Annotated in this window: 17 protein-coding genes; 8 read left to right on the top strand and 9 right to left on the bottom strand. The window is 65.9% G+C overall.

Going from position 1 to position 17,853, the window contains the following annotated elements:
* The first annotated feature begins 56 nt into the window (after nt 1–56).
* The 5 genes from odhB to pilH all read left to right on the top strand — a co-directional run bounded on the left by odhB (nt 57) and on the right by pilH (nt 5,058).
* Nucleotides 57–1,259 carry a 2-oxoglutarate dehydrogenase complex dihydrolipoyllysine-residue succinyltransferase gene (gene odhB / locus RKE25_RS10495; RefSeq protein ID WP_311842158.1) on the top strand — a complete coding sequence of 401 codons (1,203 nt, stop codon included), beginning with the start codon at nt 57–59 and terminating at the stop codon, nt 1,257–1,259.
* Nucleotides 1,260–1,368: 109 nt separating this feature from the next.
* Nucleotides 1,369–2,793 (top strand): dihydrolipoyl dehydrogenase, encoded by a 1,425-nt coding sequence (gene lpdA / locus RKE25_RS10490; protein ID WP_311842157.1) that lies wholly within the window; start codon nt 1,369–1,371, stop codon nt 2,791–2,793.
* 193 nt (nt 2,794–2,986) lie between these two features.
* On the top strand, nt 2,987–3,583 hold the full coding sequence (locus RKE25_RS10485; RefSeq protein ID WP_311842156.1) for a TIGR00730 family Rossman fold protein: 597 nt from the start codon (nt 2,987–2,989) through the stop codon (nt 3,581–3,583).
* A gap of 33 nt (nt 3,584–3,616) precedes the next feature.
* Nucleotides 3,617–4,615 (top strand): YhdH/YhfP family quinone oxidoreductase, encoded by a 999-nt coding sequence (locus tag RKE25_RS10480; protein ID WP_311842155.1) that lies wholly within the window; start codon nt 3,617–3,619, stop codon nt 4,613–4,615.
* Between the two features lie 77 nt (nt 4,616–4,692).
* A complete protein-coding gene (gene pilH, locus RKE25_RS10475; RefSeq protein ID WP_026634409.1) occupies nt 4,693–5,058 on the top strand; it encodes a twitching motility response regulator PilH in 366 nt (121 codons plus the stop codon).
* Between the two features lie 64 nt (nt 5,059–5,122).
* On the opposite strand, the gene RKE25_RS10470 is transcribed toward pilH, so the two are convergent.
* Nucleotides 5,123–6,025 (bottom strand): DnaJ C-terminal domain-containing protein, encoded by a 903-nt coding sequence (locus RKE25_RS10470; RefSeq protein WP_311842154.1) that lies wholly within the window; start codon nt 6,023–6,025, stop codon nt 5,123–5,125.
* A gap of 94 nt (nt 6,026–6,119) precedes the next feature.
* Complete coding sequence (locus RKE25_RS10465; RefSeq protein ID WP_311842153.1) at nt 6,120–6,560, bottom strand: Hsp20/alpha crystallin family protein; 441 nt, start codon at nt 6,558–6,560, stop codon at nt 6,120–6,122.
* Nucleotides 6,561–6,697: 137 nt separating this feature from the next.
* On the opposite strand from RKE25_RS10465, the gene RKE25_RS10460 reads away from it, so the two are divergent.
* From RKE25_RS10460 to RKE25_RS10450, 3 genes are all read left to right on the top strand, one after another.
* Nucleotides 6,698–7,183 carry a peroxiredoxin gene (locus RKE25_RS10460; protein ID WP_311842152.1) on the top strand — a complete coding sequence of 162 codons (486 nt, stop codon included), beginning with the start codon at nt 6,698–6,700 and terminating at the stop codon, nt 7,181–7,183.
* A gap of 124 nt (nt 7,184–7,307) precedes the next feature.
* Complete coding sequence (locus tag RKE25_RS10455) at nt 7,308–8,507, top strand: M23 family metallopeptidase (protein ID WP_311842151.1); 1,200 nt, start codon at nt 7,308–7,310, stop codon at nt 8,505–8,507.
* 99 nt (nt 8,508–8,606) lie between these two features.
* The gene (locus RKE25_RS10450; protein ID WP_311842150.1) at nt 8,607–8,915 is read left to right on the top strand and encodes a hypothetical protein; all 309 of its coding nucleotides are present in this window, start codon (nt 8,607–8,609) and stop codon (nt 8,913–8,915) included.
* 73 nt (nt 8,916–8,988) lie between these two features.
* On the opposite strand, the gene gyrA is transcribed toward RKE25_RS10450, so the two are convergent.
* From gyrA to pnp, 7 genes are all read right to left on the bottom strand, one after another.
* On the bottom strand, nt 8,989–11,628 hold the full coding sequence (gyrA, locus tag RKE25_RS10445; RefSeq protein ID WP_311842149.1) for a DNA gyrase subunit A: 2,640 nt from the start codon (nt 11,626–11,628) through the stop codon (nt 8,989–8,991).
* Between the two features lie 139 nt (nt 11,629–11,767).
* Nucleotides 11,768–12,178, bottom strand: a complete 411-nt coding sequence (locus RKE25_RS10440) for a GtrA family protein (protein ID WP_311842148.1) — start codon at nt 12,176–12,178, stop codon at nt 11,768–11,770.
* Nucleotides 12,175–13,194, bottom strand: coding sequence for an S-methyl-5-thioribose-1-phosphate isomerase (gene mtnA, locus RKE25_RS10435; RefSeq protein WP_311842147.1), 1,020 nt, complete (start codon nt 13,192–13,194; stop codon nt 12,175–12,177). The genes RKE25_RS10440 and mtnA overlap by 4 nt, the downstream gene beginning before the upstream one ends.
* Before the next feature lie 75 nt (nt 13,195–13,269).
* A complete protein-coding gene (locus RKE25_RS10430) occupies nt 13,270–13,461 on the bottom strand; it encodes a PspC domain-containing protein (protein ID WP_311842146.1) in 192 nt (63 codons plus the stop codon).
* Nucleotides 13,462–13,487: 26 nt separating this feature from the next.
* Nucleotides 13,488–14,555, bottom strand: coding sequence for a class III poly(R)-hydroxyalkanoic acid synthase subunit PhaC (gene phaC / locus RKE25_RS10425; protein ID WP_311842145.1), 1,068 nt, complete (start codon nt 14,553–14,555; stop codon nt 13,488–13,490).
* 10 nt (nt 14,556–14,565) lie between these two features.
* A complete protein-coding gene (locus RKE25_RS10420) occupies nt 14,566–15,609 on the bottom strand; it encodes a poly(R)-hydroxyalkanoic acid synthase subunit PhaE (RefSeq protein ID WP_311842144.1) in 1,044 nt (347 codons plus the stop codon).
* Between the two features lie 144 nt (nt 15,610–15,753).
* Nucleotides 15,754–17,853, bottom strand: coding sequence for a polyribonucleotide nucleotidyltransferase (gene pnp, locus RKE25_RS10415; protein ID WP_311842143.1), 2,100 nt, complete (start codon nt 17,851–17,853; stop codon nt 15,754–15,756).

Here is a 17,853-nt window from a genome sequence, read left to right as displayed (position 1 = left end):
TGGCCGCTTTTTGACTTTAGCGTTCAGGGATGAACGCACTCACTAAGGAAACAAGCATGTCCATCGAAGTCAAAGTCCCTGTTCTGCCCGAGTCCGTCTCCGACGCCACCATCGCCACCTGGCACAAGAAGGTCGGCGACGCCGTGAAGCGCGACGAGAACCTGGTCGACCTCGAAACCGACAAGGTGGTGCTGGAAGTGCCCGCCCCGGTCGACGGCGTGATCAAGGAACTGAAGTTCAATTCCGGCGACACCGTGACCAGCCAGCAGGTGATCGCGGTGATCGAGGAAGGCGCGGTCGCCGCCGCTCCGGCACCTGCGGCCGCGGCCCCCGCTCCGGCTGCCGCCGCTCCTGCCGCGCCGAAGGCTGCTGCGGGCGCCGACGAGCTGTCGCCGGCCGGCCGCCGCGTCGCCGCGGAAGAGCACATCGACCCGTCCAAGGTCGCCGGCACCGGCCGCGACGGCCGCGTGACCAAGGAAGACCTGGTCAACTACGCCAAGGGTGGCGCCGCTCCCGCGCCGGCCGCCGCCGCGCCGTCGGCCAAGCCGACGCCGGGCGCCCGTCCGGAAGAGCGCGTGCCGATGACCCGCATCCGCGCCCGCATCGCCGAGCGCTTGATGCAGTCGAAGAACTCCATCGCCATGCTCACCTCGTTCAACGAAGTGAACCTGGCCGAGGTGGTGAAGCTGCGCAAGACGCTGGGCGAGCAGTTCGAGAAGTCCAACGGCGTGAAGCTGGGCTTCATGAGCTTCTTCGTGAAGGCCGCCACGGAGGCGCTGAAGCGCCACCCGGTGATCAATGCCTCGGTCGACGGCAACGACATCATCTATCACGGCTACCAGGACATCTCGATCGCCGTGTCCACCGACAAGGGCCTGGTGACACCGGTGCTGCGCAACGTGCAGGACATGAGCTTCGCCGACGTCGAGAAGGGCATCCTCGAGTACGCCAAGAAGGCACGCGACGGCAAGCTGGGCCTGGACGATCTGCAGGGCGGCACCTTCACCATCACCAACGGCGGCACCTTCGGCTCGCTGCTGTCGACGCCGATCGTGAATCCGCCGCAGAGCGCGATCCTGGGCATGCACACCATCAAGGACCGCGCCATCGTCGAGAACGGCCAGGTGATCGCCGCGCCGATGATGTACCTGGCGCTCTCCTACGACCACCGCATCATCGACGGCAAGGACGCGGTGCTGTTCCTGGTGGACATCAAGAACCAGCTCGAGAACCCGCAGCGCATGCTGCTGGGTCTCTGAGCGACGAAGCTGTGGCGGCGGGCGGCGGAACCATTTTCGCGCCCGCCGCCTTCCTCCCCCGCTTCACCCTGACGGCCGCCTAGCGGCGTCACGCAGCAAGGAACCACCCATGAGCGACAAATTCGACGTCATCGTCATCGGCGGCGGTCCCGCCGGCTATCACGCGGCGATCCGCGCCGCGCAGCTGGGCCTGAAGACCGCCTGCATCGACGCCTTCGCCGGCAAGGACGGCAAGCAGGCGCTCGGCGGCACCTGCCTCAACGTGGGCTGCATTCCGTCCAAGGCGCTGCTCGACTCGTCCAAGCAGTTCTACAACATCGCGCACAACCTGCCGGTGCACGGCATTACCGTGGAGAACGCCAAGGTCGACCTGGGCGCCTTCATCGGCCGCAAGGACAAGATCGTCAAGCAGTTCACCGGCGGCGTGGCCCAGCTGTTCAAGGCCAACAAGATCACCAGCTACTTCGGCAAAGGCAAGCTGCTGAAGGGCAACCAGGTGGAGATCACCGGCAACGACGGCGCCAAGCAGACCATCAGCGCCACCAACGTGATCCTGGCCTCCGGCTCGGTGCCGATCGAGCTGCCGTTCGCCAAGTTCGACGGCAAGCGCATCATCGACAACGCTGGCGCGCTGGACATCACCGACGTGCCGAAGCGCCTGGGCGTGATCGGCGCCGGCGTGATCGGCCTGGAGCTGGGCAGCGTGTGGCGCCGCCTGGGTTCGGAAGTGACCATCATCGAAGCGCTGCCGGACTTCCTGGGCGCCGCCGATGCGGACATCGCCAAGATCGCGCTGAAGGAATTCGCCAAGCAGGGCCTCACCATCAAGCTGGGCGCCAAGCTGGCCAAGGCCGAGGTCAAGGGCGACGAAGTCCACCTCACCTACGAGGACAAAGACGGCGCGCACTACCTGGTGGTCGACAAGCTGCTGGTGGCCGTGGGCCGCCGCGCCTACACCGACGGCCTGCTGTCGGACGACTGCGGCGTGAAGCTGGACGAGCGCGGCCGTATCGTGGTCGACGAGCATTGCCACACCGGCGTGGACGGCGTGTGGGCCGTGGGCGACGCGGTGCGCGGCCCGATGCTGGCGCACAAGGGTTTCGAGGAAGGCATCGCGGTGGCCGAGTGGATCGCCGGCAAGGCCGGCCACGTCGGCTACGACACCATGCCGTGGGTGATCTACACCGAGCCGGAAATCGCCTGGGTCGGCAAGACCGAGAAGCAGCTGAAGGAAGAAGGCGTGCCGTACAAGGTCGGCACCTTCCCGTTCGCCGCCATCGGCCGTGCCGTGGCGATGAACGAGGCCGTCGGCCAGGTGAAGATGATCGCCCATGCCGAAACCGACCGGATCCTCGGCGTGCACATGGTTGGCCCGGGCGTGTCCGAGCTGATCGCCGAGTGCGTGGTCACCATGGAGTTCAAGGGCTCCGCGGAAGACCTGGCCCGCATCGTCCACGCTCATCCGACGCTGTCGGAAGCCGTGCACGAGGCGGCCCTCTCGGTCGACAAGCGCGCCATCCACAAGGGCAACTGAGCCCGCCGCACTGTCGGCGCGGCCCGCTCGTGGCGACATGGGCGGGCCGTTTGTTTTCAGGCGCCTCGTATCGGGCGTCCTCGAGGCCGCTGCCGCGCGCGAGTCTCTCGATGCCGCGCCTGCTTGCTGCATGACCGTGCCTTCACGTCCTCGCGACCTGGCACCGTTTCCTAATCGCTTTCCCGGAGATCCCATGCCCCAACCCACCGCCCTTTGTGTCTATTGCGGCTCCAGCCCCGGCGGCCACCCCGATTACGTCGAGCAGGCCCGGGCCTTCGGTGCGGAAATGGCCCGGCGCGGCGTGGCGCTGGTCTACGGCGGCGGCAAGGTCGGCCTGATGGGCACGGTGGCGGACGCGGTGCTGGCCGGTGGTGGCAAGGTGATCGGCGTGATCCCGCGGCAGCTGGTCGAGCGCGAAGTGGCGCACCAGGGACTCACCGAGCTGGAAGTGGTCGAAACCATGCACCAGCGCAAGACGCGGATGTTCGAACTGTCGGACGCTTTCGTGGCCCTGCCCGGCGGCTTCGGCACCATGGACGAAATGTTCGAGATGCTCACCTGGGCACAGCTTGGCCTGCATGCCTACCCCTGCGCCTTTCTCGATGTGCGCGGCTACTACCGCCAGCTGCGCGGCATGCTGGACCACATGGTGGACGAGCGTTTCGTGCGGCCCGAGCAGCGTGACAGCGTGTGGTTCGGCGATAGCATGGAAAAACTCTTCCACTGGATGGAGCACTATCAGGGCCGGTACACGCCCAAATGGATCGACCGCAGCAGCGTCGAAGCCTGAGCCTTTCGTTTTCCAGCGTCCCGGAGATCCGCCATGAGCGACCTCGCATTCCGCGCCTTCCGCATCCACAACGATGGTTCCGGTTACCGTGGCGGCATCGAGACGATGCATACGGCCGCGCTGAGCGAAGGCCAGGTGCTGGTGAAAGTGGCCTACTCGTCCGTGAACTACAAGGACGCGCTGGCCGGCACGGGCAAGGGCAAGATCCTTCGCCAGTATCCGCTCAACGGCGGCATCGACGCGGCCGGCGTGGTGGTGGCCTCCACCGATCCGGCGTTCAAGGAAGGCGACGCGGTGCTGTGCACCGGCAGTGGCCTGTCGGAGACGCGTGACGGCGGCTACGGCGAATACATCCGGCTGGATGCGAAGTGGACCATTCCCCTGCCCCCCGGCCTGAGCCTGCGTGACAGCATGGTGCTCGGCACGGCCGGCTTCACGGCGGCCCTGGCCCTGCTGCGCATGGAAGACAACCGGCAGACGCCGGCGCTCGGCCCGATCGCGGTGACCGGCGCTTCCGGCGGCGTGGGCATGCTTGCCATCGACATCTTCAGCCGCGCCGGATACGAGGTACACGCCATCAGCGGCAAGGCCGACCATTTCGACTTCCTGCGCGGCCTGGGCGCGGCGGAGTGCATCGATCGCCACCAGCTCGCCTTCAGCGGCAAGCCGATGGATTCGGCGCGCTTCGGCGGCGCGCTGGACAATGTAGGCGGCGCCATGCTGGCCGGGTTGCTGCCGCTGATGGAGCCCTACGGCAACGTCGCGATCTGCGGCAACGCGGGCGGCATCGGCTTCGAGAGCACCGTCATGCCATTCATCATCCGTGGCGTCAGCCTGCTTGGCGTCGCTTCGGCCGGTACCGCCCGGGATATCCGCGATCGCGTCTGGGAGCACCTGTCCGGCGACTGGAAGCCGCACCACCTGGACCGCATCGCCACCCGCGAAGTGACGCTGGACGAACTGCCTGGCGTCTTCGAGCACATGCTGGCCGGCGCCTCCTTCGGCCGCACCGTGGTGCGCCTGGAAGTGTAAAGCCCGACCTGAACCGACTTGGAAGAGCCGCGGGTGCGGCTTAGAATCCTTCGAAACAACAAGGGGACCCCCACCTTATGGCACGTATTCTGATCGTCGACGATTCGCCGTCGCAGTTGCTTGGCATCAAGCGCATCGTCGAGAAGTTGGGGCACGAGACCCTGACTGCGGAAGACGGTGCCGCCGGCGTGGAAGTGGCCAAGCGCGAAAAACCCGACCTCATCCTGATGGACGTGGTGATGCCGAACCTCAATGGTTTCCAGGCGACGCGCACCATCAGCAAGGACCCGGAGACCCAGCACATTCCCGTGATCCTGGTCACCACCAAGGATCAGGAGACGGACAAGGTGTGGGGCCTGCGCCAGGGCGCCAAGGCTTACGTGACCAAGCCGATCAAGGAAGAGGAACTGGTCGAGACGCTGAAGGGCCTGCTGCCCGCCTGAGTTTCACGGCACGAACACGAACGAAAACGGCGCCCGCGGGCGCCGTTTTCGTTTCTGCCGCCGGTCAGTGGCGCGGATCGAAACCCGCGAACTGATCGCGCAGCGCCTCGTAGGCCGCGCGTTGCGCTTCCGATTCCGCCTGCGGCACGCGGATGGAAAGCTCCACCAGCTGATCTCCGGGCTGCGGCCCGGGCATGCCGCGCCCTTTCAGGCGCAGCTTGCGGCCGGATTGCGAGCCCGCCGGGATGCGCAGGTCCACCGTTCCCGCGAGCGTCGGCACCGGAACCGTGGCGCCCAGCGCAGCTTCCCAGGGCGCGATCGGCAGCACGTGCAGCACGTTGCGGCCATTGAGGCGGAAGCGCGCATCGTCGCGGATGTGCACTTCGAGCAGCAGGTCGCCGGCGGGTCCGCCGTTGCGGCCGACGTGCCCCTGCCCGCCAAGGCGGATCACCTGGCCCGGTTGGATGCCCGCGGGGATCTTCACTTCCAGCACCCGCTCGTTGCCGCTGTTGTCGTGCAGCGCGACACGCGTGCGGCCGCCGTCGAACGCAGTCTGCAACTCGATCTGCACCTGGGCCTGGATGTCGCCGCCGCGCGTGGCGCGCGGCGTGCCGCGGCCGCCGCCGGCCGTGCGGCCGAACAGACTTTCGAAGAAATCGCTGAAGTCCCCGTTGCCGCCCATATCGCCGAAATCGAAGCCCTGCCCCTGGCCCCAGCCCGGCGGCGGGCGGAACTGCTCACCGCCGCGATAGCCGTTGGCGCGCAGGTTGTCGTAGGCGCGCCGCTTCTCGGGGTCGCGCAGCACCTCGTTGGCTTCGTTGATTGCCTTGAACTTCTCTTCGGCGCCCGCGTCCTTGTTCTTGTCCGGATGGTATTTGCGGGCGAGCTTGCGGTAGGCCGCCTTGATGTCGGCCTCGCTGGCGTCAGGCTTCACGCCAAGGATGTCGTAATAGTCTTTGAATTCCACAGAGCCACTCCCCGGCCACTGGTTCTAGCAATACGGACGGCCCGCCACGGATCATGGTCCGTGGCAGGCCGCTGCCGCAACACTGGTCGGCGACTCAGTGCGTGGTTTCGATGGTAATGCGCCGCGGCGCGGCCTCGGCCCGCTTCGGGATCGAGACTTCGAGCACGCCGTGACGGCCGTGTGCGGTGATGCCCTCGGCATCGGCGCCGTCAGGCAGTGCAAAGCGGCGCAGAAAGGCGCCGTGAGCGCGTTCCAGACGGGTGAAGCGGGTGCCTTCTTCGGCGGTTTCCTGCTTGCGCTGGCCCTTGATGGTAAGCACGCCCTTGTCCATGCTCACTTCGATATCGGCCGGATCGATGCCCGGAATATCGGCAAGGATCACGAAGCGCTTGTCGTCTTCCTTGATGTCCACGCGCGGCGCCCAAGGCGCTTCGCGGACTTGCCCGGCCTCGTCCAGATGGAACAGGCGGTCCACCGTCTGGCGGACATCGCCCAGGCCCTGCCGGGGCCAGGAAAGATTGCGTCCCAGATACATGACTGTCCTCTCGAATCAGATGCGGTGCCATCACCGCTTGCGCCCTAGATAGGTGCCGTACGAGACGATTCAAGACGACAAGGCCGCCGCCCAGGCGCTAGCATCCGCACGCTTAATCCCTCTTCAGAGTCGCGCGCATGACCATCCAGATCGGCCAGCCCCTCCCGGACCTCGAGATCAAGGTGATCATCGATGGCGAGATCCGTCCCCAGCAGACGGCGTCGCTGTTCGCCCACCGCAAGGTCGTGCTTTTCGCCGTGCCCGGCGCTTTTACGCCCACCTGCTCGAACAAGCATCTTCCCGGCTACGTGCAGCATTTTGCCGAGTTCCAGCAACGCGGCGTCGACGTGGCCTGCCTGGCCGTGAACGACGCCTACGTGATGCAGGCCTGGGCCCGGGACCAGCAGGTGCCGCCGGGCATGATGATGCTGGCGGACGGCAACGCCTCCTTCACAGAGGCCCTGGGCCTGGAGCTGGACGGGGCCGCCTACGGCATGGGGCTGCGTTCGCGCCGCTTCGCGCTGTACGCGGAGGATGGCGTGGTTCGCCAGCTCCATCTGGAAGCGCCCGGCGAATTCCGGGTGTCGACCGCGGAAGCGATGCTGGCGGCGCTGGACGGCTGACGCCGCCCAAGCAGGCGCCGAGGCAGTGGCGCCTGCGCTTCGCCTCCTTCCCATCCTTACCTGCGGCACTGGTGCGTGGCGACCGGGTTCCGGAGAGTGCCCGGAAGCCATTCCAGGGGGCAGCATGAAACCCATCGCAGTGCTCGGCAGGCTTTCGTTCTTGGCGATCGCCGTCCTCGTCCTGAGCGGCGCGGCGATCCAGCCGGCCGTCCCGCGAACGCCGGTGACCCAGGCCCTGGACCTGCGCGTGCCGTGGCAGCCCTCTCCGGTCAAGGTGGACGGGCAATGGCGGCTCGCGTACGAACTGCATCTGGACAATTATTCGGGCGAGCCCCTGACGCTGAAACGGCTGCGGGTGATCCAGCCGGATACCGGCCAGGCCCTGCGCGAATATGAGAGCGACAGCTTGCGCTCGTTGCTGGGCCAGCCAGGAAAAACGAGCCAGGGCCAGGATGCCCTGACGATTGCCCCGGGCACGCATGCGATCGTGTTCCTGGATATCCCGCTCCCCGACGTGCCGACGGCTGACTTCCGTCTCTCGCACGAATTGGATGCCGACGTGCCCGACAAGCCGGCGCGCAGCATCCGGGGCGGCGCGGTAACGCTGCACGGCTGGGCGATGCCGGTCGTCTTGTCTGCGCCGTTGCGCGGCGGTTACTGGGTGGCTGTCTACGACGCTTCGTGGCCGCGCGGGCATCGACGCTCCGTGTACGCGGTGAATGGCGAAGCGCATGTTCCCGGGCGCTTTGCCATCGACTGGATCAAAGTCGACCGGACGGGCCATTACACCAAGGGCGATGCCACCGAGCCGACGAACTGGCTGGGTTACGGCGAGGACGTGCTGGCCGTCGCGGACGGCGTGGTGGCGGCAGCGATGGATGGCATGGCGGAGCCCGCCAGGGTCGATCCTGGCAAGCCGACGCGTGTTCCGCTGCAGGATGCGAGCGGCAACTACGTCAGCCTCGACATGGGTGGCGGCCGCTATGTGTTCTACGAACACCTCAAGACCGGCAGCGTGACGGTCAAGGCAGGCCAGAAGGTGCATCGTGGGGACGTGATCGGCCGGCTCGGCTACAGCGGCGAAACCACCGGCCCGCATCTGCACATGCATGTGGCCGACGTGAATTCGCCGCTGGATGCGGAAGGCATTCCCTACGCCCTGGACCGCTTCGTCTGGACGGGGCGCTATGGAACGATCGATGACTTCGGAAAGGAAAAGCCTTGGCAGCCCTCGGCGCAGGTGATCTCGCGGCGCGGTGAATTGCCAGGTTCTCTTTCCGTGGTGACGTTTGCGCCCATGACGTACTTCTTCAACGACAAGTAATCGGCAGCTCGAGAACATCTGCTGACTACGAAATGTCTAATTGAATATTCCTACGCAGTTGCGAATATTCGCGGCACCGCGACTGCCTAGGAAAACGTCGTGAATATCCCTCGAAGAAAACATCGGCAGCTCTTCGTGCTGCTTGCCATAAGCCTGGCCGCTGTAGCGCACGCAGACCATCAACAGGCGCAGCAAGGTCGCATAGGATTCACGGGAGCCGTCCTGCCAACGACCGAATCAGACACGTTGACTACCGCCGGGTCCGCCGCTTTGCCGCCGAACAGAGCGGCCGAAACTCATGTGGAATCGCTGGAGGCTGCACGGCAGCACGCGCCCCCGGAACTGCTCGATTACTTCGCCGGCTATGCCAGCCGGAATACGCCCGTCGTCATCACAACGTACAACTGAGCCGGGAACACGAAGCCTCCGAAGGCCGCATCCCCATCGCCCAGCGGCGGGGATGCGGCACGTCATCGGACGATTACTCTTCGGCGGTCGGGCCGTCTCCGCCGGTTCCGGCCGAGTTGGCCTGGTCCGGTGCTGACTCCGAAGCGCCGGCGTCCATCGGCTCCACACCGTTGGCTTCCGACTCCTCCTCGGCATCCAGGCGCACGACGCTGACCAGCGCCTCCTCTGCCGGCAGTCGGATCAAGGTCACGCCCTGCGTGTTGCGGCCAAGCTGGGACACTTCGGCGACGCGGGTACGTACCAGTGTGCCCTGGTTGGAAATGAGCATGAGCTCATGCGAGTCGGTGACCTGCACGGCCGCCACCAGGCCGCCGTTGCGCTCGGAACACTGGATGCCGATCACGCCCTGGGTGCCGCGCCCCTTCTTCGGGAACTCGTCCAGCACCGTGCGCTTGCCGTAGCCGCGTTCGGTGGCGGTGAGCACGTCGCCGCCGTCGGGCACCGCCACGATCAGCGACACCACCTCGGCACCGTCGGTGAGCTTCATGCCGCGCACGCCGGTGGCGGTACGGCCCATCGAGCGGACCTCGCCTTCGTCGAAGCGCACCGTCTTGCCGTTGGAGGCGAACAGCAGCACGTCGCTGTTGCCGTCGGTCAGCGCCACGTCGACCAGCGCGTCACCATCTTCGAGGTTGATCGCGATCTTGCCCTTCTGCAGCTGGAAGGCGAACTCGTTGAGCGGCGTCTTCTTCACGGTGCCCTGGCGGGTAGCGAAGAACACATAGCGGTCGTCGCTGTATTCGCGCACCGGCAGCACGGCCTGCACCTTCTCGCCTTCGGCGAGCGGCAGCAGGTTCACCATCGGCTTGCCGCGAGCGTTCGGGCCGGAGTCCGGCATCTGGTACACGTTGAGCCAGTACACGCGGCCGGTGCTGGTGAAGGTGAGCAGCGTGTCGTGGGTGTTCACCACCCACAGCTGCTCGACGAAATCCTCGTCCTTCAGCGCGGATGCGGAGCGGCCCTTGCCGCCACGGCGCTGGGCCCGATAAGTGCTGGCCGGCTGGCGCTTGACGTAGCCGGTGTGCGACAGCGTGACCACCACGTCTTCCGGTGCGATCAGGTCGAGGACGTTGAGGTCTTCCTGCGAATGCTGGATCTCGGTGCGGCGCGCGTCGCCGAATTCTTCCTTGATCACTTCCAGTTCGGAGCGGATGACCGCGAGCAGGCGCGCCGGGTCTTCCAGGATCTCGATCAGTCCGCGGATGGTTTCCAGGATTTCGCGGTATTCGTCAGAAAGCTTTTCCTGCTCCAGGCCGGTGAGGCGATGCAGGCGCATGGCCAGGATTTCCTGGGCCTGCACGTCGGACAGCTGGTAGCCGTCGGCCTTCAGGCCATCGCGCGGATCGAGGTCTTCCGGCCGCGAAGCATCGGCGCCGGCCGCGGCCAGCAGGGCCGAGACCATGCCCGGCTGCCACTTGCGCGCCAGCATGCGTTCGCGCGCTTCCTGCGGCGAGGCCGAGCTGCGGATCAGCTCGATCATCTCGTCGATGTTGGCCAGCGCGACGGTGAGGCCTTCGAGGATGTGCGCGCGGGCACGAGCCTTGCGCAGCTCGAAGATGGTGCGGCGGGTGACCACCTCGCGGCGATGGCGGATGAAGGCCTCGAGGATGTCCTTGAGGTTCAGCAGCCGCGGCTGGCCGTCCATCAGGGCGACCATGTTGATGCCGAAGGTGACCTGCAGCTGGGTCTGCTGGAACAGGTTGTTGAGCACCACGTCGGCCATCGCGTCGCGACGGATCTCGATCACCACGCGCATGCCGTCCTTGTCGGACTCGTCGCGCAGCTCACTGATGCCTTCGAGCTTCTTTTCCTTTACCAGCTCGGCGATCTTCTCGATCAGGCGAGCCTTGTTCACCTGGTACGGCAGCTCGGTGACGATGATCGTCTCGCGGCCGTTCGATTCGGTCTCGATCTCGGTCTTGGCGCGCACCAGAATGCGCCCACGGCCGGTACGGTAGGCCTCGATGATGCCGGAAGACCCGTTGATGATGCCCGCGGTCGGGAAGTCCGGGCCGGGGATGTACTGCATGAGGTCGTCGACGGACAGCGACGGATCGTCGATCAGGCCGATGGTGGCCGCGATCACCTCGTTGAGGTTGTGCGGCGGCACGTTGGTCGCCATGCCCACCGCGATGCCGGCGGAACCATTGACGAGCAGGTTCGGCACGCGGGTGGGCAGCACCAGCGGCTCGTTTTCGCTCTCGTCGTAGTTGGGGCCGAAGTCGACAGTTTCCTTGTCGATGTCAGCCATCAGCTCGTGCGTGAGGCGCGCCATGCGCACCTCGGTGTAACGCATGGCCGCCGCGTTGTCGCCGTCCACCGAGCCGAAGTTGCCCTGGCCGTCGACCAGCATGTAGCGCAGCGAGAACGGCTGCGCCATGCGCACGATCGCGTCGTAGACCGACGCGTCGCCGTGCGGATGGTATTTACCGATGACGTCGCCGACCACGCGGGCCGATTTCTTGTACGCCTTGTTCCAGGAGTTGCCCAGTTCGTTCATCGCGAACAGCACGCGGCGATGGACGGGCTTGAGGCCATCGCGCACGTCCGGAAGGGCGCGGCCCACGATCACGCTCATGGCGTAATCGAGGTAGCTCTGGCGCATCTCGTCTTCGATGTTGACGCGGATGACTTCTTTGGCGAGTTCTGCCATCAATCGGCTTCCCTGGATGAAGAAAAAAGGCCATGGCGCGCAAGCTTCAGCCGCGCGTGCAACGGGCCCGGAAATAACCGCTCAAGTGTAACAGAAACACTGTCGGAAAGACAGTATTTAGAGCTTCGAAATCAAGGACTTACGCGGAGCTTTTGGAGCCCTTGAAAAGCACCCCGCGCGCTGTCGAGAAATTGACCAGTGCGGCCACGACGGACCCTGCCGCCACGGCGACGGCCGGCCAGCGGTGGAGCGAGGGAAAACCCATCAGCATGGCGGCGTAGGCGGCGTAGTTGACGAGCGCACCGGCGGTCATCAAGCCCATCCAGTGCAGCCATTCCATAGGCAATGGCCGACCGCTGGCACGATGCGCGAAAGTGTACTGGCGGTTCCACCACCAGGTCGCCGTCGCCGCCAACAGGAAGGAGAGCAGGCGCGCCAGATAAGCATTCCAGCCGGCCCACGACACCAAGGCCTGCACGACACCGGCGTCGGCGACAAAGCCGATGACGCCGCCGACGAAGAACAACCCCGCTTCGCGCCGCAACTTCATGAGCCGAACATTGCCTGCATGGCGAGCGCGTTCGGGTGCTCGATGACGCCGCGCTCGGTCACGATGGCGTCGATCAGCTCCGCGGGTGTCACGTCGAAGACCGGATTCCACGCCTCGGCGCCATCGACCACCGTGCGCTGGCCGCCGACGGCGAGCAGCTCGGTAGGGTCGCGCAATTCGATCTCGATGGCCTCGCCCGAGGGTGTCGCCATATCCACCGTGGAGGAAGGCGCGACCACCATGAACTTCACGCCATGATGGCGGGCGGCGATGGCCAGCTGGTAGGTGCCGATCTTGTTCGCGGTGTCGCCGTTGGCGGCGATGCGGTCTGCTCCCACGATCACCCACTGCACCACGCCCGAGCGCATCAGGTGCGAAGCCGCCGAATCGGCGATCAGGTGTGCGGGAATGCCATCGCGGACCAGCTCCCACATGGTCAGGCGCGCGCCCTGCTGCCACGGACGGGTCTCGCCCGCGTACACGCGGTCGATGCGCCCGGCGCTGACACCTGCGCGAATGACGCCGAGCGCGGTGCCGAAGCCGGCCGTCGCGAGCGAGCCGGTGTTGCAATGGGTCAGCACGCCCGAATGGGGGGCGATCAGCGAGGCGCCGAGTTCGCCCATGTGACGATTGGCGGCGAGGTCCTCGTCCTGGATCGTCTGCGCCTCGCGCTCCAGCGCAGCGGCGTCGGCACCGGCGGCGATGCGGGCCTTCATGCGGTCCAGCGCCCACATCAGGTTGACTGCGGTGGGACGCGCCGCGCGCAACTGGGCCAGCGCGGCGTCCAGGGGAGCGCCCTGCCGCGCGGCCAGCGCCACGCCCCAGGCGGCGGCGATACCGATGGCCGGCGCACCGCGGACGGCGAGGTCGCGGATCGCCTGCGTCACTTCAGCGGCGTCGCGGCAATCGATCCAGTGCTCCTCGCGCGGCAGCAGCCGCTGGTCGAGCAGGCGCAGATGATCGCCGCGCCACTGCACGGCGCGGATACGGTCGTAACGGTCGTAATCGATGGTCATTCGGGGCAATCGCTCATGCGGAAACGGCATGCGCGCTAGGCCACGCGGATGCCGCGACGACGAGCCTTCGACGGCTCAGGCGTTCTGCGGCATCACCAGCCACAGGATCAGGTAGATAAGGATACCGGAGCCGCCCGCCAGGGTCAGGACGATCCAGAGCAGACGGACGATGGTGACGTCCCAGCCGAGATACTCGGCGATGCCGCCGCAGACGCCTGCGATCATCTTGTGGCTGCTGGAACGGCTGAGACGCTTTTCGCTGTTCATCGGTACTTCCCCCTATGGGTCGACATTCAATCCCTGGAACGCAGCCACTGGTGGATGGCCGGCGGCACTTCGCGCTGCGCGCGGCCGGACACGTAGATGCCGATGTGTCCGCCCTTGAAGGCGAGCTGCGTGTAATCGGTGGTCCCCACGTGCTTGCCCAGTGCGCGCGAGGCGTCCGGCGGCACGAGGTGGTCCTGTTCGGCAAAAATGTTGAGCACCGGCTGGGTCACCATGCCGAGGTCGACCGGGCGACCGCCGATGATCAACGAACCCTTGACCAGCTTGTTGCCCTGGTAGAACTCCTTGATGAACTCGCGGAACGCTTCGCCGGCCTGGTCGGGCGAATCAAAGATCCAACGCTCCATGCGCAGGAAGTTCTCCATCTCCTTCCGGTTGTCCAGCAGGTCGACCATGCTCACGTACTTCTGCTGGTTGAGGCGCACCGGCTTGAGCGTGAGGTAGACCCAGTTCATCAGCTCCGCGGGAATGTTGCCCAGCGTGTCGACGAAAAGATCCACGTCGAGGTTCTGCACCCAATGCGAGAGCATGTTGTCCGGCGTGTGATAGTCCACCGGCGTGACCATGGTGATGAGGTTCTTGACCTTCTCCGGGTGCATTGCCGTGTAGCACAGCGAGAACGCGCCGCCTTGGCAGATGCCCAGCAGGTTGATCGCATCGAGGCCGTGCCGCTCCCGCACCGCGTCGACGCAGCGATCGAGATAGCCGTTGAGATAGTCGTCCAGCGTGAGCCAGCGGTCCGCGCCGTCCGGATAACCCCAGTCGATCAGATAGACGTCTTCGCCCTGCTCCAGAAGATTACGCACCAGCGAGCGATCGGCTTGCAGGTCGGTCATCCACACCGTATTGACCAGGGCATACACGATCAGCAGCGGCGTCTTCGAGGTCGGCTTGCCATTGCCCTTCATGTGCCAGACCGTGAGCTTGTCCTCGCGGTAGACCGCCTCGCGCGGCGTATTGGCGTAATCGGGCTCGCGCATGCCGCGCAGGCTTTCCATGCCCGCGGCGAGCTTGCGCTGGAAGGCGGTCATCTCGCCTAGGACCTTGGCCGGATCGATGCGTAAAGGGGTGAACATGCGTCTGTCCTTACTTGCGCTTGCGTGACGTGCTGCGCGTCGGGGCGCTCTTGGCGGCGCGGCGCGCGGGCGCCGGCTTGCGCATGGTTTCCGTCTCCGCGCTCAGCGACTCGGAAACCACCTTCTTGGGAGCGGGCGCCGACTCGCTGCGGCTGGCGAGCTTGCGCTTGAGCGTGGCGACTTCGGCGCGCAGCGCGTCGAGCTCCGGCTCGGACGACGGTGTACGGCGCGATGCGCCATGGGATACGGCATGAAGCTGGCGGCGCAATTCCTGCACTCGCTTGCCGAGCGAATCGACTTCGCTTCGCGTCGGCATGCCCAACTCGCGGCACCAGGCGTCGAGCTGCCGCTGCTGCAGTTTGCGCACGTGCATCTGCGCATTGACCATCGCGCCGTAGACATCGCGGAACTCGTCCGACAGTGCGATCTCGGCATAGGCTTCTTCGGCGGCATCGACCCACAGGTCATACAGCGCCTTGAGCGAGTCGACTTGACGGCCGGGTTCGACCTGCTGCTGGAGTTTCTGCTGAAGGCGTTCGAAACCCTCGGCGTTGGCGCGAAGAATGAGGGAGTGGTAGCGCGCGGATGCGTCCGCGTATTCGCGCATGGCTTCCACCAGCGCCTGGTTCTGCAACTGGCGCTCGCGGGTGTAGCCGAAGGCCGGCCCGGCGTCGAACGCTCCGCCCCACTCGCCTAGGTGCGGCTGGGCGGCCTGCAGCCAGCTTTGCCATTGCTGCGCGAAACCGTGCGCGGCCGCGTTGTCGATACCGGCGAATGCCTGCGCGAAAGGCTGCCCGCCCCCCATGAACAGCTGGCGCAGGCTTTGCTGCCAATCGCCCTGCCCTGGCACCTGGCCGGCCAGGCCGCTCGTCGCGGCGGCCTGCAGCCAATCCGCGTAGCTCTTGAGTCCGCCCAGAGCGCGGGATAGCAAATCGTCGGAAGGCGCGGCATGGCTCGCCGACAGCGGAGCCTGCAAGGATTGCATCCAGGCGTCCCAGGATTGCTGCGCCCAGGCTTGGTATTGCTTCATGACATCGCTGGCTTGATCACTCATGCGCGCATCCTCAACGGCATCCTGCGGCATCGTAGCAAAAGCGCCGCAAAGGCATCGCCGCACGCCACCGTTGCATCCAGGAAAAAACAAAGGCCCGGCGAGAGCCGGGCCTTGTTTCGAACGCGATACGTCCGGTCGAAGGGATCAGGCCCCTTCTTCCTCGGTCACCGCCTTCATGGACAGGCGGATGCGGCCCTGCTTGTCCACTTCCAGCACCTTGACCTTGACGATGTCGCCTTCCTTCAGCTTGTCGGACACCTTCTCCACGCGCTCGTTGGAGATCTGCGAGACGTGGACGAGACCGTCCTTGCCCGGCAGGATGGTGACGAACGCGCCGAAGTCCATCAGCTTGGCAACCTTGCCTTCGTAGATGCGGCCCGGCTCGACGTCGGAGACGATCTGCTCAATGCGCTTCTTCGCTTCGTCAGCCGCGAGGCGGTTGACCGAGGCGATCACGACCGTGCCATCGTCGGTGATGTCGATGGTGGTGCCGGTCTCTTCGGTGATCGAGCGGATGGTGGCGCCGCCCTTGCCGATGACCTCGCGGATCTTGTCCGGATGGATCTTGATGGTGAGCAGGCGCGGGGCGTACTCGCTCATCTCCGAACGCGGTTCGCTGATCACCTTGGCCATTTCGCCCAGGATGTGCAAACGGCCGCGCTTGGCCTGCTCCAGCGCCACCTTCATGATCTCTTCGGTGATGCCGTCGATCTTGATGTCCATCTGCAGCGCGGAGATGCCTTGGGCGCTACCGGCCACCTTGAAGTCCATGTCGCCGAGGTGATCCTCGTCGCCCAGGATGTCGGACAACACGACGAAATCGCCGCCTTCCTTCACCAGGCCCATGGCGATGCCCGCCACCGGAGCCTTGAGCGGCACGCCGGCGTCCATCATGGCCAGCGAGGAACCGCAGACCGAGGCCATCGAGGAGGAACCATTCGACTCGGTGATCTCGGAGACCACGCGCAGCACGTAGGGGAACTCTTCCAGCGAGGGCTTCACCGCCTGCACGCCGCGCTTGGCGAGGCGGCCATGGCCGATCTCGCGACGCTTCGGCGCACCGAAGCGGCCGGCCTCGCCCACCGAGAACGGCGGGAAGTTGTAGTGGAACAGGAACGGATCCTTCGACTCGCCTTCCGGCGCATCGATGATCTGCGCATCGCGGGTGGTGCCCAGCGTGGCCACGACCAGCGCCTGGGTCTCGCCGCGGGTGAACAGCGCCGAACCGTGGGTACGCGGCAGCACGCCGACGCGGACTGAGATCGGGCGGATGTCGTCCAGCTGGCGGCCGTCGATACGCACCTTGGTCTTCAGCACGCTGTCGCGCATGGTGCGGTATTCGAGTTCGCCGAACTCCTTCACCAGCTCGGCCGTCGGCCAGGCGTGCGCTTCGGCCTCGACCTTGAGCGACGCGAGCATGTCGGCCTTGATCGCGGCAATGGCGTCACGGCGCTGCAGCTTGTCGCGCACCTGGAAGGCTTCTTCCAGCTTGGTGCCGACGAAACCGCGCACGGCTGCGGCCAGGGCCTCGTTGCGGGCCGGCGGCTGCCAGTCCATGGACGGGCGGGCGGCTTCGGTGGCCAGCTCGGCGATCGCGCGAATGGCAGCCTGCATCTGCTGGTGACCGAACACCACGGCGCCCAGCATCACTTCTTCGCTGAGCAGCTTGGCTTCGGATTCCACCATCAGCACGGCATTGGTGGTGCCGGCCACGACCAGGTCCAGATCCGAGTTCTTCAGCTCGGTGGCGGTCGGGTTGAGCACGTACTGGCCGTCGGTGTAACCGACGCGGGCGGCGCCGATCGGGCCCTTGAACGGGATGCCGGCGAGGCTCAGCGCAGCGGAGGCGCCCAGCATGGCCGGGATGTCGCCGTCGACTTCCGGATTGAGCGAGACCACCTGTGCGATGACCTGCACTTCGTTCTTGAACTCTTCCGGGAACAGCGGACGCACCGGGCGATCGATCAGACGCGAGGTGAGCGTCTCCTTCTCGGTCGGACGGCCTTCACGCTTGAAGAAACCACCCGGGATGCGGCCCGCCGAGTAGAACTTCTCGACGTAGTCCACGGTGAGCGGGAAGAAGTCCTGCCCCTCCTTCGCCTTGGCGGCGGCCACCGCGGTGACCAGCACCACCGTGCCGTCCATGCTGACCATGACGGCACCGGACGCCTGGCGGGCGATTTCGCCCGTCTCCAGTGTGACCGTGTGCTTACCGTACTGGAATGACTTGGTTACTTTCGCCAC

The organism is Dyella sp. BiH032, from assembly GCF_031954525.1.
GTDB lineage: Bacteria > Pseudomonadota > Gammaproteobacteria > Xanthomonadales > Rhodanobacteraceae > Dyella_D.
Note: the sequence above shows the minus strand (reverse complement) of the source record. Positions and strands in the feature narration are given on the sequence as shown.